The following is a 22,094-nucleotide window of genomic DNA, read 5'->3' on the forward strand; positions in this document are numbered from 1 at the left end:
CTGTTCTCCCCTATTCTTAAACGTGTATCGCGACGCGGTCATTGCCGTCGCTTTCCATCATTTGGACGACTATCCGTTCTTCGCTTGAAGTCGGGATGTTCTTGCCGACAAAGTCTGCCCGGATCGGCAGTTCCCGGTGCCCCCGGTCAATCAAGACCGCGAGTTGAATTTGCGACGGGCGGCCAAGATCCATTACGGCATCCATAGCCGCTCTCACCGTTCTTCCCGTGTAGAGCACATCGTCCACCAGCACGACTTTTTTATTCGAAATATTGTGTTCGATGTCGACTTGCTGGACGAGCGGTTCCTGATTCTTATGCTTCAGGCTTAAATCATCGCGGTAAAGCGTGATGTCGAGTTCCCCTTTTAAAATCGGCTTGCCTTCAATCTGCTCAATCTTTTCTGCAAGGCGCTGGGCGAGGAATGTTCCCCGTGTTTTGATGCCGACCAATATGCATTCGTCGATTCCTTTATTGCGTTCGATTATTTCATGAGCGATGCGGGTGATCGCTCGGGCAATGGCTTTCTCATCTAAAATTTCTGCTTTTTCCACCATGGTTTTCTCTCCTTTTTCAAATAAGAAAAGCGCAAGCGCCCGTCTAGACACCGGAAGCGCAATTCTAATTTCTATACTTTCTTATTCAAATAAAAAATCCTCTTGCCAGAAAGGCAAGAGGATAGATGCGCAGAAAAATTCAGCACGGAAGACAGTCTTCCGGCTTAGCGTATGTACCTTCTCAGCCTCTCTGGACTGTTATTAAAGGTGTTGCTTATTCGATTGGTTTTTTCAAGTATAAAGAACAACGTGGCGGTTTGTCAATCCTTCTCTCGAAGAGATTCCAAAAGCTCCGCAAATTCTGCCGGCGGTTCCGCCGAGAATTCCATGTATTCGCCGGTCTTCGGATGATTGAATCCGATCACTTCTGCATGAAGCGCCTGGCCTCCGATGTCCATCGTTTTCCGCGGTCCGTACTTCGGATCTCCGACAAGCGGGAAACCGATATACTTCATATGGACGCGGATTTGATGGGTACGGCCTGTTTCCAGACGGCATTCAACAAGCGTGAAATTGCCGAAGCGTTCAAGCACGCGGAAATGAGTGACAGCATGCTTGCCTTTATCGACAACTGACATGTTCTGGCGCTCTTTCGGGTCACGTGCAATCGGTGCGTCGATCGTGCCTTTGTCATGCGGTATATGGCCATGGACAAGCGCCACATATTTGCGCGTCACGGTCTTTTTCACCAATTGATCCACCAACGAGTGGTGGGATGCATCATTTTTAGCGACCATCAATAAGCCCGATGTATCTTTGTCGATGCGGTGGACGATTCCAGGGCGAACGACCCCGTTAATGCCTGATAAATCGTTGCAATGATGCATCAATCCGTTAACTAGAGTTCCTTGGGAATGGCCTGGAGCCGGATGGACCACCATTCCTTTTGGTTTATTCACTACTAAAACGTCTGCGTCTTCATAGACAATCTCCAGATTCAAATCTTCCGGAACAACGTCCAGTTCTTCTAGAATCGGCGGAGTCGCGATAATGATATCTTCTAGCCGCACTTTGTAATTTGGCTTGACGATTTCGCCGTTGACTTTGATGGCACCGTCTTTGACCCAGTTCGCAATCTGCGAACGCGACCAGTCTTCATCCATAGCTGAAACCACTTTATCAATGCGTTCTCCAGCCATTTCTTCTGTAATTTCTAACGTTAAATCTTCCATTAAGACACCTTTTTCTTTTCTTGTTTTTCGTCATAAATGACAAATATAATCATCAACACGACGCCGACGGTCAATGCGGCATCCGCTACATTGAAAATCGGAAAATCATAATTGATGATCGGGATTAATACATCTACAAAATCGACAACTTCTCCCCGGAGCATCCGGTCGATGAAATTTCCGACCGCTCCGCCAAGGATAATCATTAAACTCAATTGGAATAATGGCTGCCCTTTTGCGTGTTTATGGAAATAATAAAGAATGCCGATAATAACTGCTATCGTAATGATGGCGAAAAGCCACATTTTGCCTTCCAGCATGCCCCAGGCTGCCCCTCGGTTCCGGTGAGATAGCCACGCTAAATAAGGTTCAATTACCGGGATGCGTTCGCCTAACTCCATATGTTTCAATACTAGCCATTTTGTCCACTGATCGGCTGCAACGATCAGCAATGCAATTCCATAATAAATAAACATGTGTTTCCCCCGTCAATTCATCAGTCAGTTTATTTTAACACATCCCCCGATAAAAAAGTATGCGGGCGAAAGCATGCGCCATTTTTCTTGCAAGATGACCGGTTTGGATGAATCTTCATTTGAACCTCAATATTTTCATTTACTTCTCTTGATGCTCAAAACACTCTCCATTCAATAATTTGGAAATAAAAAAACAGGAAGAACCTGATTCGGTTCTTCCTGCTCTCTAACTATTAAGCGTATTGCGTTTCTACAACACTTGCGCAGCGTGGGCAAAGCGTCGGATGCACTTCGCTTTGGCCGATTTCTTTTGAAACCGTCCAGCAGCGTTCACATTTTTCGCCTTCCGCTTTTTCAACAACAACTGCCGCGTCGTTTAATTTCAATGCGTTTTCCGGCGCTTCTGCACCGCCAAATTCATACTGGGAAACGATGAACAATTGAGCTACATTGTCGTCTACGGAAGATAACAAGTTTTTCAATTCTTCATTGCCGAAAACGGTAACTTTCGCTTCCAGCGACTTCCCGATGACTTTCGCAGCACGGGCTTCTTCCAGCGCTTTCAAGACTGCATCACGGACGTCCATGAATTGGGACCATTTTGCTTCCAAATCAGCGAATGCTGGATTTTCCTGGCTTTCTGGGAAGTCCGTAAGCTGAACGCTTTCTTCTTCCACGAAGCCTAGGTAGCCCCACATTTCATCTGTTGTATGCGGAATGATCGGCGTTGCCAATTTCAAGATCGCCATCAACGAATCGAACATGACCGTTTGCATCGCACGGCGATGCGGATGGTCAGCTGCTTCGATATATACGACATCTTTTGCGACATCCAGATAGAATGAACTCAAATCATTTTGGCAGTAGCCGTTCAATGCGTGGTAGATGGACGAGAACTCGTAAGTTTCATAGCCTTTCTTCACCGCATCAATCATTTTGTTTAGCTTCATGACCATGTATTGATCCATTTCGCGCATATCTTCAAATGCTACGCGATGCTCTTTTTCGTTGAAATCCGCCAAGTTCCCGTGAAGGAATTTCAGCGTATTGCGGATTTTGCGGTAAACTTCCGATACTTGCTTGAAGTTTTCATCCGAAACGCGCACGTCCGCTGTGTAGTCGACAGATGCAACCCATAGGCGCAAGATATCTGCCCCCATTTGGTTCATCACTTTCGCAGGTATGATGACGTTCCCCAGTGATTTACTCATCTTGCGGCCGTTGCCATCCAATGTGAAGCCATGGCTCAATACGCCTTTATAAGGTGCAATTCCGTTGATCGCGACACTTGTTGATAGAGATGAGTTGAACCAGCCGCGGTACTGGTCAGATCCTTCCAGATACAAATCAGCTGGATATTGAAGATCTTCGCGCTCATCCAACACACCTTGGTGAGACGATCCAGAATCGAACCAAACATCCATGATGTCCGTTTCTTTTGTGAAAATGCCGTTCGGGCTGCTTGGATGCGTAAACCCAGCTGGCAAAAGCTCTGCTACTGAGCGTTCGAACCATACGTTCGACCCGTGTTCACGGAATAAACCGGAAATGTGGGCAATCGTTTCATCTGTGATGATCGGGTCGCCATTTTCAGCGTAAAATACAGGAATCGGCACCCCCCATACACGCTGGCGTGAAATATTCCAATCGCCGCGGTCGCGCAGCATATTGAATAATCTTGTTTCGCCCCATGCAGGAGTGAACGTTGTTTCATTGATCGCTTTCAAAATCTGGTCACGGAAAGCTTCGATTGAAACGAACCATTGAGCCGTCGCTCGGTAGATAACCGGCTTTTTCGTACGCCAGTCATGCGGATACGAGTGCGTGATGAACGATAGTTTTTCCAGCGCTCCTGCCGCATCCAAAGCTTCTGTGATTGATTTATTGGCTTTGTCATAGAATTCGCCTTCGAATCCAGGAGCTTCAGCCGTCATGACACCGCGCTCATCCACCGGGCACAGAACATCCAAGCCGTATTTTTTACCGACTAGGAAATCGTCTTCCCCGTGTCCAGGCGCTGTATGAACGCATCCTGTACCGGAATCTGTCGTAACGTGGTCGCCGAGCATCACAAGCGAAGTGCGGTCATACAATGGGTGTTTCGCCAAAATATGCTCCAGTTTTTCGCCTTTCATTTCGCGAACCACTTCATAATCAGTCCAGCCCAGTTCCTGTGCAACGTCTTCGAGCAACGCACGGGCGATGACGTAAAGAGAGCCGTTCACTGATACTTCCACATAGTCAAGATCCGCATGAACCGTAATTCCCAAGTTCGCTGGAATCGTCCAAGGCGTTGTTGTCCAAATGACTAATTTCGTGCCTTCTGCCAATACGCCTTTGCCGTCCGTCACTGGGAATGAAACATAAATGGATGGAGATTTTTTATCCTGATACTCGATTTCAGCTTCCGCTAAAGAAGATTCACTTGATGGGGACCAGTAAACCGGCTTCAAGCCTTTGTAAATATAGCCTTTGCTCGCCATTTTACCGAATACTTCGATTTGGCGCGCTTCATAAGCAGGCTTTAGCGTAACGTACGGATTTTCCCAATCGCCTCGGACACCGATGCGCTTGAACTGTGAACGCTGGTTGTCGATTTGTTCATACGCATATTCTTCACAAAGCTTGCGGAATTCAGCAAGCGACATTTCTTTGCGGTTAACGCCTTTATTGGTCAATGCCTGTTCAATCGGCAAACCGTGCGTATCCCAGCCTGGAACATACGGCGCATGGAAGCCCATCATCGAACGGGAACGGACGATCATATCTTTTAACACTTTGTTCAACGCATGCCCCATATGAAGATCGCCATTTGCATACGGCGGGCCATCATGAAGGATGAAGAACGGACGCCCTTTAGTGCGCTCCAATGATTTCTGGTAAATGTTCATATCATCCCATTTTTTCTGCATTTCCGGTTCCCGGTTCGGCAAATTGCCGCGCATCGGAAAATCGGTTTTCGGCATCAATAACGTATCTTTGTATTCCATCAAAATTCCTCCTATAGACATAATAAAAAGCCCCCCATCCCTGGAAAGGGACGAGGAGCTTAAACTCGCGGTACCACCCTTGTTGCAGCTAAATTTAAGCTGCCACTCGATCGCCGTAACGTGGCGTAGACGGTTTTGGCTACTCCAGTTCACCAAAACGGCTCAAGAGTGATTTCATCAGAACATCCTTCACCAGGCTCCCACTATCCCTGGATCGCTTTGTCGAATTGAACTGAATACTGTCTCTATCAATGCGTTTGTATATAGTCGTTATAAAAACCATTTCATGTAATTATAAAAGCAAGCTGTAAAAGCGTCAAGTTCAGTATTCTTCTTTTTTCGCTTCAAGCTTATCCAGATTGGTTGTATCGATATCGTATTCCATCAAAGTTTCCCAGTCATCCGTATCAATCAGATCCAGCTGCGCTTCAACAAGCATTCTGAAACGATTGCGGAATACTTTGGATTGCTTTTTCAACTCATCGATTTCCATTGCGATGCGGCGGGCTTTCGTCAGAGACTCATTGACGATGCGGTCAGCGTTTTTCTCCGCTTCGCGGACAATCAACTTCGCTTCTTTTTGTGAATTGCGGCGCACTTCTTCTGCCGCTTCTTGAGCGACGACAATCGATTTCTGCAAAGTGGATTCGATGGTCGTGAAATGGCCGACGCGTTCATCCGTCTGTTTTAAACGCTCTTCCAATTCTTTTTTCTCTTTCAGCAAAAGCTCGTAGTCTTTGATGATCTGATCCAGGAATTCATTGACCTCGTCTTCCTGATATCCTCTGAACCCTCGGCTAAACTCTTTATTATGTATATCCAGCGGGGATAATGGCATTTCGTGCACCTCTCCTTAACATCTCGTCGTAATTTACATTATACAGTCCATTGGCATAAATATCAGTAATATTTCGTAATTTTTCAGAACCGCTTATTTGCTGCTTTCCAAACGGCCAATCTGGAGGCGGATTTTATCTTTTTTTGTACGCCCTTCCACCATCAGCACTTTCACGCGGCCAAGCCCTCTCGATGACAGCATATCAGATTCGTGCAATTCAAATGAAGGCTGTTCCTGAACCGTCCAATTCACTTTCACTTTGCCGCCCGTGATCAACGAAGACGCTTTTTGGCGCGAAATATTGTAGACAGAGCTCATCACGGTATCAAGTCTCATCGAGCTGACTGTGTGGCTTTCCTCAGACCATTCTTCTTTTACGGTGATAAACTCTTCTTCGTTTGTTATTTCCTCCAGATGCACCTTCACTTTTGAAGCAGACGTGAAATTCGCATGCAAATACGCGCTTACTTCATCAGCGACCGCTAACTGGATGGTTTGCCCATCAATCCGGATATCGCCAAATTTATTGCGGTCCAACCCGATAGCCATCATAGAGCCCAGCACTTCCGGGTGCTGCAGCGTTACAAATTTTGTCGGATACTTCAGTTCATAGACCGTAATTCGGAAATCTTCTTGCTGGACTTCATAATAAGACGGATACAAGAGCACGCGCTGCCGCTCAGCGTCTTCAAACAAACCGGAAGCGGCCATTTGAATATCGCTTGAACCAAGCACAGCCTGTACGATAAAGCGCTGGCGCGGATCAAGAAAATCCGTCAACTTGGGCGTATAACGGTCTTGTACATCAATCATCCAACCGGATACTTGTTCGATAAATTGCTGTTCATCTTTACGGAAATGCTGGAATAATGAATCCATGCCAATTGCCCCTTTCGCTTTCGAATGGTCTACCAACTAAAAAACCCCACAACTGTGAGGTAATTAATAAAAGTAATTAAATAAAACGACGATTCCACGGCTTGCCAAATTCAATGCAAAAATCGCAACGATCGGTGAAAAATCAATCATGCCTAGCGGCGGAATAAACCTTCTGAAAATATCCAGATAAGGATCTGTTATACTCGAAAGCATTCTTCCAAAACCAGATTCTTTTGCATTTGGCAGCCAGCTCATTAAGATACTGGCGATCAAAATGAACGAATAGATGTTTATTGCAACTAATAATAAATTTACGATAGCTATCATTGGTCCTTCATGCACCTCTTTTATTGTTGATCATCGTAGTAATAATCCGAAATGGCACCGTCGACTTCAACAGTGTCCGGCACACATAAGAAGATGTCGGTCCCTATGCGTTGGATGTCGCCGCCTAGCGCATAAACCGTTCCACTAAGGAAATCGATGATGCGCAGGCCTTGATCTTTCTCAATGCGCTGTAGATTGACTACAACTGCTCTTTTGTTTTTCAGATTCTCTGCTATGTCCTGGGCTTCGGCATAAACTCTCGGTTCTGCCAAAATCACTTTTGAGGATTTCACAGCACTTTGCAAACTGACTAGATTAGGCGTTGCGGTTGCATTCTCCACTGCTTTTTGTCTCCGTTCTTTAGAAGGTTTTCTGATTTCCTGTTGGGTTGCAGCCGGCTTCTCATACCGCGGAGCCGGTTGTGGCTTCGGTTCTTGCTGAATCGGCTCATCATCTTCATATTCTTCTAAATAAAAGAAGTTCTTGAATTTGTTTTTAATGCTCATCCCGTTGCCTCACTTTCAGATCCTACTAATGCAGTTCCAATACGGACAAAAGTTGCTCCTTCTTCAGCAGCGATCAAATAGTCATTGGACATGCCCATTGAACATTCTGTACAAGGTGCATGCGCCCATCCTTTCGATTCGACTTCAAGCTGAAGTGATTTCAAGCCCTTAAACACATCGCGGATCACGGATTCATCTTCTGTGTTCGGTGCCATCGTCATTAGGCCCACTACTTCAATTTTCTCAAAAGACTGCAAGGATTCAATGAATGCCAAAGTTTCTTCAGGAAGCAGGCCGCTTTTCGTCTCTTCTTGGGAAACGTTCACTTGCACAAAACATTTGACCCGCTTGCTTGCACGTTTTTCAATTTCCTTTGCTAAGCTCATTCGGTCCAGTGAGTGCAGGTAATCGATTTGGTCAATCACATCGCGAACTTTTCGCGTCTGCAAATTCCCGATAAAATGCCAAGCTGCATCTGAAGTTATAGACTCTTGCTTTGTTTTCAAACCTTCCGGCCGGTTTTCCCCTAAATGCAGAATCCCCGCGTCAATTGCTTCAAGCGTTCGCTGAACGCTCACTTGTTTCGTAACAGCGACAATTTCAACGCCTGGCCGGATGCCATTTAATTGGTTTTTTATCTCTTCATATACTGGTTTTATCGATTTCATCATTTCACAACTTTTCTATAGATGTTCAACTTATTGTACCAAGGACAGGCATATTTATCAATTAAGCCCTATTTGAAAAAAAACAGCCGCCCAGTAGGCGGCTGTTTAGGTTTTCAGGATTAACGTCTCTTTTGGCGATTGCGCAGGAACGTTGGAATATCTAACGCATCATCGTGCTGCTTTTCCTGGCGCTGCGGCTGCGGCTCTTGCTGATATGCTGGAGCCTGTTCTTCGCGGCGCTGTTCTTCACGGCGCTGTTCACGAAGAGATGGCGGCGGAGTCTGCTGTTGGATCGATTGGACTCTGCTTGAATTCAATCCAGATCCTCTTGGCGTTCTCGGCTGCAATTGTTCTTCGTTGAATCCTGTCGCGATAACCGTAACAACAATTTCATCTTTCAAATTGTCATTGATGACAGATCCGAAAATCATATTAACGTCTTCATCAGATGCAGAGGCTACGATGTCTGCAGCTTCCTGCACTTCGTAAAGGCTCAGATTAGAGCCGCCCGTAATATTCATCAAGACTCCTTTAGCGCCATCAACTGATACTTCAAGCAATGGGCTGGAAACCGCTTTTTTCGCTGCTTCAGATGCACGGTTCTCTCCTGAAGAAACACCGATTCCCATTAGAGCGGAGCCTTTGTTCGACATAATTGTTTTAACATCCGCAAAGTCAAGGTTGATTAGACCTGGTACTGCGATCAAATCCGAGATGCCTTGGACACCTTGGCGAAGGACATTATCCGCTTCGCGGAAAGCTTCAAGCATCGGTGTGCTCTTATCAACGATTTCAAGCAAACGGTCGTTAGGAATAACGATTAGCGTATCTACAGATTCTTTCATCGTGCTGATTCCGCTGATTGCTTGAGTAGAACGTTTACGGCCTTCAAAAGTGAATGGACGTGTAACCACGCCTACAGTCAAAGCGCCAAGTTCTTTAGCGATTCCAGCAATTACTGGGGCTGCACCAGTTCCGGTACCGCCGCCCATTCCTGCTGTTACGAAGACCATATCCGCTCCGCGCAATGCTTCTTCAATCTGCTCTTTGCTTTCTTCTGCAGCTTTTTTCCCGACTTCAGGATTAGCTCCTGCACCCAGTCCACGAGTCAATTTTCCGCCAATTTGAAGGCGAACTTCAGCTTGGGAAAGATTCAATGCCTGAGCATCCGTATTCACGGCGATGAAATCAACACCTTGAACACCGTGTTCGATCATGCGGTTTACCGCGTTGTTTCCGCCGCCGCCGACGCCGATTACTTTAATTACTGCCAATGCATCAACTGATGTATCAAATTCCAACATTCTTTTTCCTCCTAAAATTGCTCTGCCTTTTGAAAAGAGGCATGAACAATATTCATTTTATTCAAAAAATCGATCGAATATCTTTTTGGCTTTTGTGACTACGCCTTCACTTTCCGGTTTAGCCGGTTTTTGCTTTTTAGGCTGATGCTGCTCTTGTTCGATTTTAACAGACTCGGATAACGCGGCTCCACTGCCTACGCGTCCATAGAACATATCTTCCATGTAAGCGTATTGGATCAATCCTACAGCAGTCGTGTATTGCGGTTCGCGCACCCCGATAAATTCAGGAACAAACAAACGCACACGAGTTTGAAGAATATGGCGAGCGAGTTCAGATAATCCCTCTAACTTCGCCATTCCGCCGGTTAAGACGATGCCTCCTGGAAGGTCCTGTACGCCAAGCCGGTAAAGCTCATCTAAAATCAGTTCGAAAAGTTCTTCCAGGCGAACTCCGATTATTTCAGATATGTATTTTTGGCTGTATTGCTCTTTTGTATCCGATCCGATAACAGGAACTTCAAAAAGTTCATCTTCCGATGCATCATCATAGAATGCATGGCCATATTCCAGTTTGATTTTCTCTGCTTGTTCTGTTGGTGTTTTCAACACGATAGATAAATCTTTTGTGACATGGTCGCCTCCGACAGGAATGACCGATGAAGCTGTCAAATGACCGTCTTGGAAAATGGCGATTGAAGTTGAACCTCCGCCGATATCAATGCAAGCGGTGCCATGATTTTTTTCATCCTCAGTCAAAGCATAGTACCCGGCCACTAAAGGCTGGACATAAATGTCTCTGATCTGCAGACCTGCGCGTTCGACGCATCTTAAGACATTATGCAGAATCGTCTTGGAGGTTGTTACCATTGTACCATCCATTTCAAGACGGATCCCGATCATGCCTCTTGGATCTTTAATTTCATCCAGATGATCGACAATATATTGTTTAGGAATGATGTTGACAAGTTCGCGCTCTGGCGGAATTGAAATCACTTGTGCAGCATCCAGCACCCGATCTAAATCGTCATCTGAAATTTCCCGATTTTCACTATTGACCGCTACTACGCCTTTTACAGGCTGAAGCATCGCCTTATTTGCAGGAATCCCGAGTACGACTTCATGAATGGATTTGCCGATCATGCGCTCCGCTTGATCAACTGCTTTTTTTATCGATTGGACTGTAGCATCTATATCAACAATCGCACCTTTTTTTATACCACTGGATTTTACATTTCCTACGCCGATGACATGCAACGACTTATTGGCCATTTCTCCGATTAAAACTTTCACGGATGACGAACCGATATCTAAGCTTACATATAATTCTGATTGACTCAATTCGTGGCACCTCCTTAGTAAACTGCTGTTACCTACATTCTATTGTAAATTGTACGCCTTGTCTAAGTAAAATAGAGCAACTTTGTAAATTTTCCTTCAATTTAACTGTGTGTTTCGCTTACTTGCTTTTTTTCAGCCCATTTTGCCAAGATGATTCGGCGAATGACCGCAATATTCTGGAATAATCGGACCCCGAAAGCGAATATAGCTGCCAAATACAAATCGACCCCTAAATGGACGCCTAAGAACGCGAGGCCGGCCGCAAGAATAATATTGAAGAAAAAGCCGGAAACAAAAACTTTATCATCATAGACCTGCTGCAAATGCGCCCGAATCCCACCGAACAAAGTGTCCAATGAAGCTAAAACAGCTATCGACAAATAATTCGCATACTCCGGAGGAATTTGGATATCAGTCAATAGGCCAAGCGAAATGCCCAAGATCAAACCTAAAATGGATAACCACATTGCTATTCCTCCTCCGCTATTTGTAAATGCCGATAATTGAGTTCTTTTGCATAAGGCTCAATCGTCACTTGTTCTTGAGGCGCTGAAATTTCAACTGATAAATTATCGATGTAGAAATCGTCAAGGATCCTTGATGACAATAAATGATTATACAACTTTTCGGTGTCTTCCATCGAGTTGGAAGCGATCTTAATTTTAAAAGGGGGCGTTTGTATCGGAATTGCATTGACTGTCGTTAGGCCATTAATATCACGGATGGCAGTAGTATTGACTATCCGGTTTCCATCGACTGAGACATACAATCCATTATTGCGATTTATTTCATTTACCAATCGAATCAATAGATCGGGCGCAATATAATCGATTTCTTCTCCGAAAGCCACCGCTTCAGCCGAAGGTTCAATCGTCATTTCAATTCCTGTAGCGGTCATTTCGGTTAGGCCCGCTAACCCCCTGAGCTCTTCGACCGTGTCTTTCAAAGCTTGCTCCGGACTTTCAGATGATATCTCTTCGTATTTCGATAGTGTCGCATCAAGTAAGCCGACTTCTGATAATAATTCAGAGTGGAGTTGCTTTTCTCTTGAAAGCTCTTGCCTGATTTCCCAGACATCGCGGGTATCCCTGTCATCAGGTTCATTTATCGTATTATATTGAATAGCTGTCATTAACCCTATGACAAACAATATGATTGAAAACCGGGAAAAGATTTTTCTTTTCATGCAACTCCCCCCTCAATTATGATTCTGTTAATAGTGCAGGCATCGTGATTTCTTGCCCTGCATCCAGCGTTACAATAATATTGTCATTGACCAATTGGTCCATGACACCTCCCGCCAATTTCATCGATGATTCCAAAGCATCCGGTTCCCCGATGGCTTCAATCGTGAATGGCGCCGGATATTGAACGCCGTCTACTGTGATTACCGGCCCTGTGCAGACGATATAGGAATTCGCATGGATGCGCTGTCCGTTAATCGCTATCGCTTCGGCGCCGGAAATGTATAGCTCGTTGATGACTTGGAATACATGGCTTTCATGGACGATATAATCATTCGGATTAACCGAATCCGAATCGTATTCCCCATCTTGCAAAGTCACTTTCAGTCCATTTCCTTCAACTGGCAATACACCTAAATACAAACGCAGCGCTTCCGCTTCTTCCGCATAATCGGCAAAATGTTCTTCACCATCCGCAAAAGACTGTTCGAATTGCTGAACGTTTTTTTGCTTTTCTTCAATTTCTGAACGAAGCTCTTTATTGCGTTCCTGCTGTTCGATCAACTCTTCTCTAACCCGTTCTTCCTCTTGAGAAAATGCCCCTCCTGTAAATTCCGCGGCTTCTTGTTTCGCCTGCGAGAGACTGTAGGAGTAAGCCATAATAAATCCAAGGACAAGAAAAACAAGTGAAAAAACAATCGATTTGCTGAAACGATAGCGCTTATTCTTCTGGTTCTTCTGATTGCTCTGGTTGTTCAATCTCGTCACCTTCCTTCGGAGGACCATAGACATCATCATAGGACCGGAAAAATATTCCGACTTCCATATCGATGACCCCTTTTTGCCCATCTTCCAGTTGTGCAATGACCGATGGATAATAATTCAACTTATCGGTAAGGCCTTGCAAGATCCCTCTTACTTCATTGCCATCAGACATATACAAGGTAACAAAGGCTGCATCTTTATCGCTCGGATCTAAAATCACTTGGGAGATCAAGTTAAAAACTTCCGAGTCGACTTCAGTAAGCTGAGAAACTAATTCTTCTCTCGTTTCTTGGCTTTCGAAATTCGAGAAAATGGGCCCGTCAACCACCGATATGGCTTTATCTAAAGCAAAACCGTTAGAAAGAAGCATTTGATAGCTATTGCCTTGATCCAAGTAACCAATTTTCTCGTATTCCTTAATTCGGATGGCCACGCCGGTCAGCCATTTTTTCTGAACCTCGGCCTGTTCCACCCATTCAAGTTCTTTCAATTTCTCTTCAGCTTCCTTTTCAGTAAACGACCACATTGAATCGCCTATCGAAAGTTCACTGATTTCCTGGTAATCCTTTTCGCCGTAAAGTTCCGCGCCTTCGACCGTGATTGTTTGAATCTCACTATATTTAGTTTGACTATAAATGAGAATGGCAAGCAATAGAAGAAAAAGTAACAGCAAGGCAACGAACTTGCGATTGGTTCTTTTTTTCCGCCGTTCACGAAGCGTCGGGATGCGTTCTTCGATATCAATCACTTTGTCCATAATTGCTGCTCCTTTCCCTTTAGTCGTTTGCTTCCGTTACTTTACGGACCGCGTCTATGAACGCATCCCCGCGAATTTCAAAACTTTCATATTGATCCCAGCTCGCACAAGCAGGCGACAGCAGAATCGTATCCCCATCTGCGGAGTGATCAACTGCTTCCAAAACTGCTTCATCCATACCCACCACTTTTTTGATTGCCGGCACACCGCAGTCTTTTGCAAACTCGGCAAAACGGTCTGCTGTTTCGCCGAAAGTTATTAACGCTTTTACTCGGCTCATATAAGGGCGCAATTCTTCAAGGGAATGTTTGCGTTCAAGTCCGCCAGCAAGCAAAATCACTTGGCCTGGGAAAGCTTCTAATGCACTTTTTGTTGCCAATGCATTTGTGGCCTTGGAATCATTGTAAAATTTGCGGCCTTTCCACGAAACGATGAATTGGGAACGGTGTTTAACACCTGTAAAGGACGACAGGACACGTATGATGGTTTCCTTCGTTCCTCCCCAAAGCAAAGTAGCAGCAGTTGCCGCCAAAATATTTTCAAGGTTATGTTGTCCGCCAAGCATGATTTTCGAACGTTCCATAATTTTTTCGCCTTGCCAGTAAATAAATTCGCTGTCGGCGCTGATGCTTTTTTCCGTTCTGCCTTTTAATGTGAAAGGCACAAGCTGCGCTTTACTCTTCGCAGCATATGCCGACAATACAGGCTGATCCGCGTTATAAATGAAATAATCATCCGCCGTCTGGTTTTGGGTGATTTTCATTTTGGAAGCATTATAATCTTCAATAGAACCGTGATAATCCAAATGCGCTTCATACAAATTGGTAATGATAGCGATACGCGGCCGGAAGTCTACTGTTCCTTTTAGTTGGAAGGAAGAAAGTTCTGTGACGATGACATTCTTTTCTACCGCTTTTTCAGCGACACCGCTTGCTACTGTCCCAATATTCCCAGCAATCAATGGCTTCTTCTCATCTTGGTTCAACATGTGGAAGAGCAGCGTCGTTGTAGTTGTTTTGCCGTTCGATCCGGTAATGCCGATAAACGGCGCCTCACTGATCAAATAAGCCAGCTCAATTTCCGTCCAAACGGGAATGCCTTTTTCCATGGCTGAACGGATCAGCACGTTTGAATATGGAATTCCAGGATTTTTTACAACTAATTCGAATCCTTCGTCCAGCAAATCTTCTGGGTGGCGCCCACAAATGACCGTTACCCCTAAATTCAGCAAATCCTGAGCTTCAGGGTTTTCTTCAAAGCGTTTAGAGTCATTGACCGTTACAAAAGCACCCAATCCGTGTAAAATGCGGGCGGCAGTAAATCCGCTTTTAGCAAGTCCGAGCACCAATACTTTTTTATGATAAAGTTCCGGAATCTGTTTCATTTACAATACCTCCAAAGCAATTGCAATAACTGCTGCGATAAGCCCTACCAACCAAAAGACCGTAACCACTTTCCATTCCGACCATCCGCTCAATTCAAAATGATGATGAATCGGACTCATTTTGAAAATGCGTTTCTTTCTTAATTTAAAGCTTCCCACCTGCAAAATAACAGACAAGGTTTCAATGACAAACACAAGGCCGATTAGCAATAATAGCAATTCCTCTTTCAAGAGAATGGAAACCATCGCCAAAGCTCCGCCAAGTGCCAATGACCCGGTATCGCCCATGAATACTTTTGCAGGGTACTTGTTGAATACAAGGAATCCCAGTAATGCTCCAGTTACAGAAAAAGTGAAAATGGCAATTCCTGTTTCGTCTTGCATAATAGCAAGAACTCCATAAGCTGCAAAAGCGATCGATGCCGTACCCGCGACTAAACCATCCAAACCGTCTGTCAAGTTGACAGCGTTCGAGAAGCCGACAAGCCAAAAAATCATAAATAATACGTATACCATCGACAATTCAAGTGAAATGGAAGTGAACGGAATTGTCACAGCCGTATCAAGTCCTACGCTGTTCAGCAAGAAAAAGGAGATGGCTGCGATGACGATTTGAGCGATCAATTTTTGGAGGGAAGTCAATCCCAAATTTCTTTTCAAGACCACTTTGATAAAATCATCCAGGAATCCGATCAAACCGAATCCAAATAACACCAACAATAAAACAAATACTTTAGCGGTCAAAACATCAGCAATCATTGCAACAATAAGTACAGTCGCAATAATGGCAATCAAATATACGAGGCCACCCATGGTAGGTGTCCCCGTTTTCTTCATATGGGATTCAGGTCCTTCTTCGCGGATGCTTTGCCCAAACTTCATACGTTTTAATAGCGGGATAAAGATCGGCATTAACACCACAGTTAAGAGCAACGCTAATCCAAGGCCCAGCAACATGTAAATATCCATTATAGAGCTCCTTTAAATAGTAAATTATTCCCCGGTTTCTTCGGTGATTGGTTCTTCTAAGTTTTCTTCGAGAATGCTGCCTTCTTCTATCACCGGTTCTTCAACCGATTCTTCATCAACGGCATTTTCATCCATTTCCGCTTCCAGCCCGTCTTGCCCAAGTTCTTCTTCGGAAGAGTTTTCCCCGTCTGTCTCCGGTATTCCTTCAGGCCCGTCTGCCATTAGCTGATTGAACGATTCTTCAGGAGTCAGCAATTGGATGACAATCGGCTCTCTCGGAGCAACTTCTGCACCTTGCGACAAGCTTTGGCTGACTGCGAATCCTTGTCCGGCAATTTCCAATGACAAACCGCTTAGCGATTGGAAAGCAAGCAAATCTCGTTTTGACCAGCCGGTAAAATCAGGAAGCATCGGTACGCCTTCAGTTTTCAGGATCACTTTCGCACCTTCTGCGACCGTCTCCCCTTTAGCCGGGTATTGGGCGATCACTTTGTCGCCTTTTCCAGCAGGCACTGCTTCAATGCCTTGTTCTGCAAGCTGCGAAGTAAGGTCTTTTACGGATTTCCCCGTATAATCGCCTACCTCGAAGGTTTTAGCCGTTTCGGAATTTTCAGGTTCAATATTCATATACTTCAATCCATTTTCCATCACTGAAGTGAATATCTTCGAAACTGGAATTGAACCATATTCATCCAAAGGCAGCTGCGGCTGTTGAACGCCAATATAAATCAGCAATTCCGGATTTTCGGCTGGCGCCATACCGAGGAAGGAATACAAATAATTATTTCTTCCCACCATATAGCGGCCATCTTCACCCGGAATTTGTGCTGTCCCTGTCTTGCCGGCCACTGTATAATCCTGCAGAGCGAACGGCCGTCCTGAACCGTGTTCTGAAGTGACAGTTGAAGCTAGAACTTCCCGTACTTTTTGGGCAGTCTCCGCAGAAATCGGATTTCCAGCTTTTTCCGGCTCGCTTTTAACGGAAACTTCTCCCGTATCCGGGTTTTTAATCTGATCAATAACGTAAGGCTTCATCATCGTTCCATCGTTCGCGATGGCTGAAGCAGCCTGGATCATTTGAATCGGCGTCACCGTAGATCCTTGCCCAAAGGCAGTAGTCAAACGTTCCATCGGATAATTGTTCAAGACAGTGCCTGAAGCTTCATTCGGCAGATCGATTCCGGTTTTTTTGCCAAAACCGAATGCATCCACGTATTTCATGAAGTTTTCTGGTCCGATGCGTTCAAGCAAATACGCCATTGAAACGTTAGAGGAGCGTTGGAAACCTTCCAAGAACGTTATGCTCCCCCACCCTCTCCTACCGTTATGGTCACCAATCGTCGTTCCAAGCAATGTATAAGAACCTGAATTGTAATAAGCATTCGGATCCCATTTCCCTTCTTGGATTGCCGATGCCAGTGTGAACATTTTCATCGGCGAGCCTGGCTCAATCGTCAATTCAATGCTTTCGTTCAGCCAATTATCCGATAAACCATCGCGCGTATTCGGGTTAAAAGTTGGACGTTGCGTCATGGCCAAGATTTCTCCTGTTTTCGGATCCGCAATTACCGCAATCATCCTTGTAGGCGAATATTCTTGCTGAACATTATTCATCGCATCTTCCAAAAAGTTCTGTAATGTTTTATCCAAAGTCAACTGCAAATTCGAACCGTCCACGGCTGGAGTTACGATCGAGTCGCTATTCGGCAACAAATATCCCCATTTATCCGTATCAAATTCCATTTTGCCGTTCTTTCCAGTTAACACCTCATCATGGATGGCTTCAAGCCCCATTTTCCCTTTTGTTACGATTTGCCCATCTTCCAATTCTTCCTTTAAAGCAAAACCGATTAAATGGGAGGCGAAACTGCCATTTGGATAAAGGCGTTTCAAATCTCTTACAAATAAGATTCCCGGAAGGTCTTCTTCTTTCATTTCAAGCATTTTGGTATGGCTGATTTCCCTTCCGGCAGAACCGAATTCAACCTGATACCGATCTTTTTCAATCCCAGTTTCTAAAATTTTCAGTATCTCATTTTCTTCCATGTCCAGATGTTCCGAGAGAACCTGTGCTGTCATTTCAGGGTCGACCACATGATTCGGGTCTTTAGGGTTCTGAGTTGCGGAGTCTTTGACCACTGCCACTAATTTATATGACAATGTATCTTCCGCTATGACTTCTCCGTTGCGGTCAAGTATTTTTCCGCGTTCTGCGGAAAGTACTTCTTCCTGGCTGTATTTGGCTGCCGCTTTCGCTGCCAACTCCTGGCCTTCAACAGATCCCGTTGCCTGAATAGTGACAATTCTCAGCGCCAAAATGAAAAAGAGCCCTGCAAAAGTCAAAAACAGCAGAAAGGCTCCCCATTGAAATCGAAACTTTTTTTTCATTGCCCAGGCACTACCTTTACATTTTGCTCATTTAACTTAAGGCCAGATTCTTTTGCTTTTGACCAAATGCGCTCATATGTAGAAAGTTCACTGACTTGCACAGACAAATCTGTATTTTGTTTCACTTTTTCATCGATTGATTGTTCAATTGTTTGAATTTCTTGAGTAGATGCCTGAATTTCCGATTGATTTTGCAAAATCATCAATGCACAAAAGACAAAAGCCGCCAAGAAAGACAAATAAAGGACTTTCTCACCTTTTGTGATTAAACTTTTTTTCTTGACCGGCTGCCGACTCGGGTTTTGAGGAACGGCCGGCTGTTGTATGTATGCTTCTTTTCTTGCATTCAACGCCATTTGAACACGCCCTTATTCTCTGATTTTTTCTGCTATCCGCAATTTCGCTGATCGCGAACGGTTATTTTGCTCTAATTCTTCTTCTGAAGGCAAGATTGGCTTTCGCGTAATCAGCTTCAGCATCGGTTCCATACCTTCTGGAATGACCGGTAAATTCGGCGGCAGTTCTGGAAGAGAGGAAGCTTCTTTGAAAATCGTCTTGCATAAACGGTCTTCTAATGAATGGAAAGTGATTACACTAATCCGGCCGCCCACTGCTAACAACTCTAACGCATGCTGTAAGGATATTTCAGCTGCTCCCAATTCATCATTTACGGCAATGCGGATTGCTTGGAATACGCGTTTTGCCGGATGTCCGCCTTTTCGCCTCGCAAATGCCGGGATGCCGTCTTTGATGCATTCCACTAGCTGCCCTGTCGTTTCAATCGGTTCAATTTCTCTGGCCGCTTCAATCTTACGGGCAATTTGCTTGGAGAATTTCTCTTCCCCGTATCGGTAGAAAATGCGGACCAAGTCTTCAAACGGCCACTCATTTACTACATGGTAGGCGCTTAAATGGGCTGATTGGTCCATTCGCATATCGAGCGGCGCATCATTATGGTAACTGAATCCCCTTTCAGGCGTATCCAGTTGTGGGGATGATACCCCTAAGTCATAAAGAATGCCATCGACTTTGTCGATTCCGCGCATTTCAAGCTCTTCTTTTATCAATTTAAAATTCGCATGGATGAAGGTGATTCGGTGCAGATAATCTGCCAATTTTTCTTTTGCATGCTCAATCGCTGTCGCGTCTTGGTCAAAACAAAACAAATGTCCTTCATCTGATAATTGCTGTACTAAATATTCACTGTGCCCTGCCCCGCCTAGCGTGCAGTCCACATAGATGCCATCAGGACGAATGTTCAGTCCATCGACAGTCTCTTGGAGTAAAACCGTGGTGTGGTTGAACAATCCATTCCCCCCGTTCAATTTTTCAGAAATCAAAGTCCGCTAAATTCTCTGCAATATCATTAAATGAATCTTCTGATGCTGTAAAGTATTCTTCCCATGCATCTTTCGCCCATATTTCAAAGCGGTTCGATACTCCGAGGATTATGCATTCTTTGTCCAGTTTTGCGTATGTTAGCAATGTTGAAGGGATATTGACGCGCCCTTGTTTATCGAGTTCGACTTCAGATGCACCCGAGAAAAAGAATCGTGTAAAAGCACGTGCGTCTTTTTTAGTGACCGGAAGCTCTTTCAGCTTTTCTTCGATCTTTTGCCATTCATCCATTGTGTAACCAAATAAGCATTGATCCAGGCCACGGGTAATCACAAAACTTTCGCCAAGCTGCTCGCGAAATTTTGCAGGCACGATTAAACGTCCCTTTGCATCAACGCTATGTTGATATTCTCCCATGAACATGCCCGTCACCCCACTTATTGATTTTAATGTACCACAATCCCCCACTTCTCACCACTTGTTTTTGAAATATTTCATGTATGTTACGAAAATAAATCTCAGTTCTACTTCTTGAGACAAAAAAAGTCTGCCGAGGCAGACTTTTTGGACTTACATATAGATGATTTTGTGATTTTTGTCATATTTGAAATTCAGCTTCATCATGTCCTGCACAAGCGTCTTCCCATATTCATTCATATAAGGAAAAGGACTATATACTCGCTCTTGCAGACTATTATTTGGAATTAACTCATTCTCTATCATTTCGAAATGATTAAATTGGGTGCTGTTTTGAAGCATCACTTCATCTTCCAATTTGTTTTTCAAAAAATCCAATTGCTTTAAATGGATTTTAAGGTTCTTTTCGACAATCGGAGTCAAGCCTTTGCTGATTGCAGAAAACTTTTCTTGAATAGCTTCATATTCTGTTTGAAGATTTGTTTTCAATTCTTCAACCATCGCTTCGGCATCTTTTTCGCGAACCGAGTCCATCAACTGGATCTTCAGTTGGGCCACTTTTTTGCCATTGACGATTTCATTGAAACCCAGTCCGTATTTCTCCATTAAACTCTGCACTTGGCGGTTCACAAGCGTCATGCCAAGACGCGGTAAAATGATCGGCATTTCCATGCCCATTAGCTTAAATGCCTCTTTCAAAGCAGCCCAGTAGGAAATTTCACCGGGTCCCCCTACAAAAGCCAATACCGGGAACACCATTTCTTGCATTAACGGTCTCGTCACCACATTATTGCTTAAGCGTTCTGGATTTTTTGCGGCAATTTCTTTGAGCTCTTCTGCCGAAAAGGAAACGGCTCCGCCGTTACCGATAAAACGGCCTTCGCTTCTTTGCAGCAGAATGCGTTCGCCTTGGACTGTTACGAATAGATTTGCCGCATCAGCCTCCGCTTCGATTGCAGCCGAATAGTCTTGTTTAACCAATGATTGCTCTGTCCGATAAACCGCTTCTGCTATAGCTGTCGACTTCTCGATCATTTCCAGGAAATAAGAAGATTCATATTGGCGTAGTTCCGGATACGCTGCATCTATGAATAATAAGCCCTCTTCTTGGAAAAAATAATTGATAAAGGCAGCAAAGAAATCCGTGAACGAATCCGATGCTTCTAAAAAGCGGAAAGCCGTTTGATGCAATTCTTTGGAATGTGCAGTCTCCGGCAAGCTCCGGAAATACTCTTCCAAAAACTCCGTGATTTTCTTTTTGTTTAATTTCGCAGCAGAAGCGGAACTTTTTCCGTACTCCACGTGTGGAAAGTTCAGTTTATCCACTCGTCCGCTAACTTCCCGGTACAAATGGCTGATTTCAGCTAAATCATGGTCTTCTCCGGCAATCCAGAATACCGGCACCACTTTTCGGTTTAACCGGTCGCTTGCTTCTTTCGCCAAGACGATAACGGAAATCGCTTTATGTACTGTGTAGAGCGGCCCAGTCAAAAGGCCGGCTTGCTGGCCGGTCACAACGACCGGCGCACCGTCTTCAAATGCCTGCAAATGCTCCAATGCTTTGTCTGAGATGCCTTGGCGGCCCATGTAACTCCTTAAAATCGAACTGAGCCGCAGCCGGTCTACCGGATGCTGCTTAAGAACTTCCATTCTTTCAGCGAACTTTTCTAAGGCCGGTTCATAGGAAAAATAGTTATAAATTCCGTTGTCGCCATTTATGTAATCATTCATTAATTTATTTGCCGGTGCGGCATATTGTTCTTCTAGCCTCATGAAAAAAAGTCCCCTTTTCCCTATACATTCAAACTTACTATATCAAAAGGCAGTGAGAAATAAAA

General features: G+C 44.6%; 22 protein-coding genes and 1 other annotated feature. All 22 genes read right to left on the minus strand.

The features are described from left to right. Positions 1 to 16 precede the first annotated feature (16 nt). Positions 17 to 556, minus strand: a complete 540-nt coding sequence (gene pyrR, locus AC2EXB_RS12760) for a bifunctional pyr operon transcriptional regulator/uracil phosphoribosyltransferase PyrR (RefSeq protein ID WP_483601805.1) — start codon at positions 554 to 556, stop codon at positions 17 to 19. A gap of 260 nt (positions 557 to 816) precedes the next feature. Continuing rightward, the gene (locus tag AC2EXB_RS12765) at positions 817 to 1,728 is read right to left on the minus strand and encodes an RluA family pseudouridine synthase (protein WP_235196617.1); all 912 of its coding nucleotides are present in this window, start codon (positions 1,726 to 1,728) and stop codon (positions 817 to 819) included. Further along, positions 1,728 to 2,204: a signal peptidase II gene (gene lspA, locus AC2EXB_RS12770; protein ID WP_235196618.1), complete on the minus strand. Its 477-nt coding sequence runs from the start codon at positions 2,202 to 2,204 to the stop codon at positions 1,728 to 1,730. The genes AC2EXB_RS12765 and lspA overlap by 1 nt, the downstream gene beginning before the upstream one ends. 233 nt (positions 2,205 to 2,437) lie before the next feature. Continuing rightward, entirely contained in the window at positions 2,438 to 5,194 is a 2,757-nt protein-coding gene (ileS, locus tag AC2EXB_RS12775; protein WP_483601807.1) for an isoleucine--tRNA ligase, read from the minus strand. A gap of 43 nt (positions 5,195 to 5,237) precedes the next feature. Next, positions 5,238 to 5,455: a binding site (T-box leader), on the minus strand. Between the two features lie 61 nt (positions 5,456 to 5,516). Then, positions 5,517 to 6,032, minus strand: coding sequence for a DivIVA domain-containing protein (locus tag AC2EXB_RS12780; RefSeq protein ID WP_052651120.1), 516 nt, complete (start codon positions 6,030 to 6,032; stop codon positions 5,517 to 5,519). 93 nt (positions 6,033 to 6,125) lie between these two features. Beyond that, positions 6,126 to 6,911: a YlmH family RNA-binding protein gene (locus AC2EXB_RS12785; protein ID WP_483601809.1), complete on the minus strand. Its 786-nt coding sequence runs from the start codon at positions 6,909 to 6,911 to the stop codon at positions 6,126 to 6,128. Positions 6,912 to 6,974: 63 nt separating this feature from the next. Continuing rightward, positions 6,975 to 7,238, minus strand: a complete 264-nt coding sequence (locus AC2EXB_RS12790) for a YggT family protein (RefSeq protein ID WP_052651118.1) — start codon at positions 7,236 to 7,238, stop codon at positions 6,975 to 6,977. A gap of 20 nt (positions 7,239 to 7,258) precedes the next feature. Continuing rightward, positions 7,259 to 7,744, minus strand: coding sequence for a cell division protein SepF (locus AC2EXB_RS12795; protein ID WP_235196620.1), 486 nt, complete (start codon positions 7,742 to 7,744; stop codon positions 7,259 to 7,261). Further along, positions 7,741 to 8,412 (minus strand): YggS family pyridoxal phosphate-dependent enzyme, encoded by a 672-nt coding sequence (locus AC2EXB_RS12800; RefSeq protein ID WP_483601812.1) that lies wholly within the window; start codon positions 8,410 to 8,412, stop codon positions 7,741 to 7,743. The genes AC2EXB_RS12795 and AC2EXB_RS12800 overlap by 4 nt, the downstream gene beginning before the upstream one ends. Before the next feature lie 119 nt (positions 8,413 to 8,531). Beyond that, a complete protein-coding gene (gene ftsZ / locus AC2EXB_RS12805; RefSeq protein ID WP_235196621.1) occupies positions 8,532 to 9,716 on the minus strand; it encodes a cell division protein FtsZ in 1,185 nt (394 codons plus the stop codon). Between the two features lie 57 nt (positions 9,717 to 9,773). Continuing rightward, positions 9,774 to 11,054, minus strand: coding sequence for a cell division protein FtsA (gene ftsA, locus AC2EXB_RS12810; protein ID WP_235196622.1), 1,281 nt, complete (start codon positions 11,052 to 11,054; stop codon positions 9,774 to 9,776). A gap of 101 nt (positions 11,055 to 11,155) precedes the next feature. After that, a complete protein-coding gene (locus tag AC2EXB_RS12815; RefSeq protein WP_251474561.1) occupies positions 11,156 to 11,521 on the minus strand; it encodes a small basic family protein in 366 nt (121 codons plus the stop codon). A 2-nt stretch (positions 11,522 to 11,523) separates the two neighbouring features. Then, on the minus strand, positions 11,524 to 12,240 hold the full coding sequence (locus AC2EXB_RS12820; RefSeq protein WP_483601814.1) for a DUF881 domain-containing protein: 717 nt from the start codon (positions 12,238 to 12,240) through the stop codon (positions 11,524 to 11,526). 16 nt (positions 12,241 to 12,256) lie between these two features. Continuing rightward, positions 12,257 to 12,997, minus strand: coding sequence for a DUF881 domain-containing protein (locus AC2EXB_RS12825; protein ID WP_483601816.1), 741 nt, complete (start codon positions 12,995 to 12,997; stop codon positions 12,257 to 12,259). Continuing rightward, a complete protein-coding gene (locus AC2EXB_RS12830) occupies positions 12,960 to 13,760 on the minus strand; it encodes a cell division protein FtsQ/DivIB (RefSeq protein WP_483601818.1) in 801 nt (266 codons plus the stop codon). Before AC2EXB_RS12830 ends, AC2EXB_RS12825 begins: the two co-directional genes overlap by 38 nt. 19 nt (positions 13,761 to 13,779) lie before the next feature. Then, positions 13,780 to 15,144: a UDP-N-acetylmuramoyl-L-alanine--D-glutamate ligase gene (gene murD, locus AC2EXB_RS12835; protein WP_483601820.1), complete on the minus strand. Its 1,365-nt coding sequence runs from the start codon at positions 15,142 to 15,144 to the stop codon at positions 13,780 to 13,782. Beyond that, positions 15,145 to 16,113, minus strand: a complete 969-nt coding sequence (gene mraY, locus AC2EXB_RS12840; RefSeq protein WP_483601822.1) for a phospho-N-acetylmuramoyl-pentapeptide-transferase — start codon at positions 16,111 to 16,113, stop codon at positions 15,145 to 15,147. It abuts the gene before it with no gap. A 24-nt stretch (positions 16,114 to 16,137) separates the two neighbouring features. Further along, positions 16,138 to 18,501: a penicillin-binding protein gene (locus AC2EXB_RS12845; RefSeq protein ID WP_483601824.1), complete on the minus strand. Its 2,364-nt coding sequence runs from the start codon at positions 18,499 to 18,501 to the stop codon at positions 16,138 to 16,140. Continuing rightward, a complete protein-coding gene (gene ftsL, locus AC2EXB_RS12850; protein ID WP_251474581.1) occupies positions 18,498 to 18,857 on the minus strand; it encodes a cell division protein FtsL in 360 nt (119 codons plus the stop codon). Before ftsL ends, AC2EXB_RS12845 begins: the two co-directional genes overlap by 4 nt. Positions 18,858 to 18,869: 12 nt before the next feature. Then, complete coding sequence (gene rsmH, locus AC2EXB_RS12855; RefSeq protein ID WP_483601826.1) at positions 18,870 to 19,808, minus strand: 16S rRNA (cytosine(1402)-N(4))-methyltransferase RsmH; 939 nt, start codon at positions 19,806 to 19,808, stop codon at positions 18,870 to 18,872. A gap of 22 nt (positions 19,809 to 19,830) precedes the next feature. Next, positions 19,831 to 20,262 carry a division/cell wall cluster transcriptional repressor MraZ gene (gene mraZ / locus AC2EXB_RS12860; RefSeq protein WP_052651091.1) on the minus strand — a complete coding sequence of 144 codons (432 nt, stop codon included), beginning with the start codon at positions 20,260 to 20,262 and terminating at the stop codon, positions 19,831 to 19,833. Between the two features lie 147 nt (positions 20,263 to 20,409). Beyond that, positions 20,410 to 22,029, minus strand: a complete 1,620-nt coding sequence (gene bshC / locus AC2EXB_RS12865) for a bacillithiol biosynthesis cysteine-adding enzyme BshC (protein ID WP_483601828.1) — start codon at positions 22,027 to 22,029, stop codon at positions 20,410 to 20,412. Positions 22,030 to 22,094: the final 65 nt, after the last annotated feature.

It is taken from the genome of Planococcus alkaliphilus (genome assembly GCF_057031095.1).

What these genes read in the sequence shown, in the direction of transcription:
- pyrR (WP_483601805.1), bottom strand. Translation starts at nt 556, where the DNA reads ATGGTGGAAAAAGCAGAAATTTTAGATGAGAAAGCCATTGCCCGAGCG.
- AC2EXB_RS12765 (WP_235196617.1), bottom strand. Translation starts at nt 1,728, where the DNA reads ATGGAAGATTTAACGTTAGAAATTACAGAAGAAATGGCTGGAGAACGC.
- lspA (WP_235196618.1), bottom strand. Translation starts at nt 2,204, where the DNA reads ATGTTTATTTATTATGGAATTGCATTGCTGATCGTTGCAGCCGATCAG.
- ileS (WP_483601807.1), bottom strand. Translation starts at nt 5,194, where the DNA reads ATGGAATACAAAGATACGTTATTGATGCCGAAAACCGATTTTCCGATG.
- AC2EXB_RS12780 (WP_052651120.1), bottom strand. Translation starts at nt 6,032, where the DNA reads ATGCCATTATCCCCGCTGGATATACATAATAAAGAGTTTAGCCGAGGG.
- AC2EXB_RS12785 (WP_483601809.1), bottom strand. Translation starts at nt 6,911, where the DNA reads ATGGATTCATTATTCCAGCATTTCCGTAAAGATGAACAGCAATTTATC.
- AC2EXB_RS12790 (WP_052651118.1), bottom strand. Translation starts at nt 7,238, where the DNA reads ATGATAGCTATCGTAAATTTATTATTAGTTGCAATAAACATCTATTCG.
- AC2EXB_RS12795 (WP_235196620.1), bottom strand. Translation starts at nt 7,744, where the DNA reads ATGAGCATTAAAAACAAATTCAAGAACTTCTTTTATTTAGAAGAATAT.
- AC2EXB_RS12800 (WP_483601812.1), bottom strand. Translation starts at nt 8,412, where the DNA reads ATGAAATCGATAAAACCAGTATATGAAGAGATAAAAAACCAATTAAAT.
- ftsZ (WP_235196621.1), bottom strand. Translation starts at nt 9,716, where the DNA reads ATGTTGGAATTTGATACATCAGTTGATGCATTGGCAGTAATTAAAGTA.
- AC2EXB_RS12815 (WP_251474561.1), bottom strand. Translation starts at nt 11,521, where the DNA reads ATGTGGTTATCCATTTTAGGTTTGATCTTGGGCATTTCGCTTGGCCTA.
- AC2EXB_RS12820 (WP_483601814.1), bottom strand. Translation starts at nt 12,240, where the DNA reads ATGAAAAGAAAAATCTTTTCCCGGTTTTCAATCATATTGTTTGTCATA.
- AC2EXB_RS12830 (WP_483601818.1), bottom strand. Translation starts at nt 13,760, where the DNA reads ATGGACAAAGTGATTGATATCGAAGAACGCATCCCGACGCTTCGTGAA.
- murD (WP_483601820.1), bottom strand. Translation starts at nt 15,144, where the DNA reads ATGAAACAGATTCCGGAACTTTATCATAAAAAAGTATTGGTGCTCGGA.
- mraY (WP_483601822.1), bottom strand. Translation starts at nt 16,113, where the DNA reads ATGGATATTTACATGTTGCTGGGCCTTGGATTAGCGTTGCTCTTAACT.
- AC2EXB_RS12845 (WP_483601824.1), bottom strand. Translation starts at nt 18,501, where the DNA reads ATGAAAAAAAAGTTTCGATTTCAATGGGGAGCCTTTCTGCTGTTTTTG.
- ftsL (WP_251474581.1), bottom strand. Translation starts at nt 18,857, where the DNA reads ATGGCGTTGAATGCAAGAAAAGAAGCATACATACAACAGCCGGCCGTT.
- mraZ (WP_052651091.1), bottom strand. Translation starts at nt 20,262, where the DNA reads ATGTTCATGGGAGAATATCAACATAGCGTTGATGCAAAGGGACGTTTA.
- bshC (WP_483601828.1), bottom strand. Translation starts at nt 22,029, where the DNA reads ATGAGGCTAGAAGAACAATATGCCGCACCGGCAAATAAATTAATGAAT.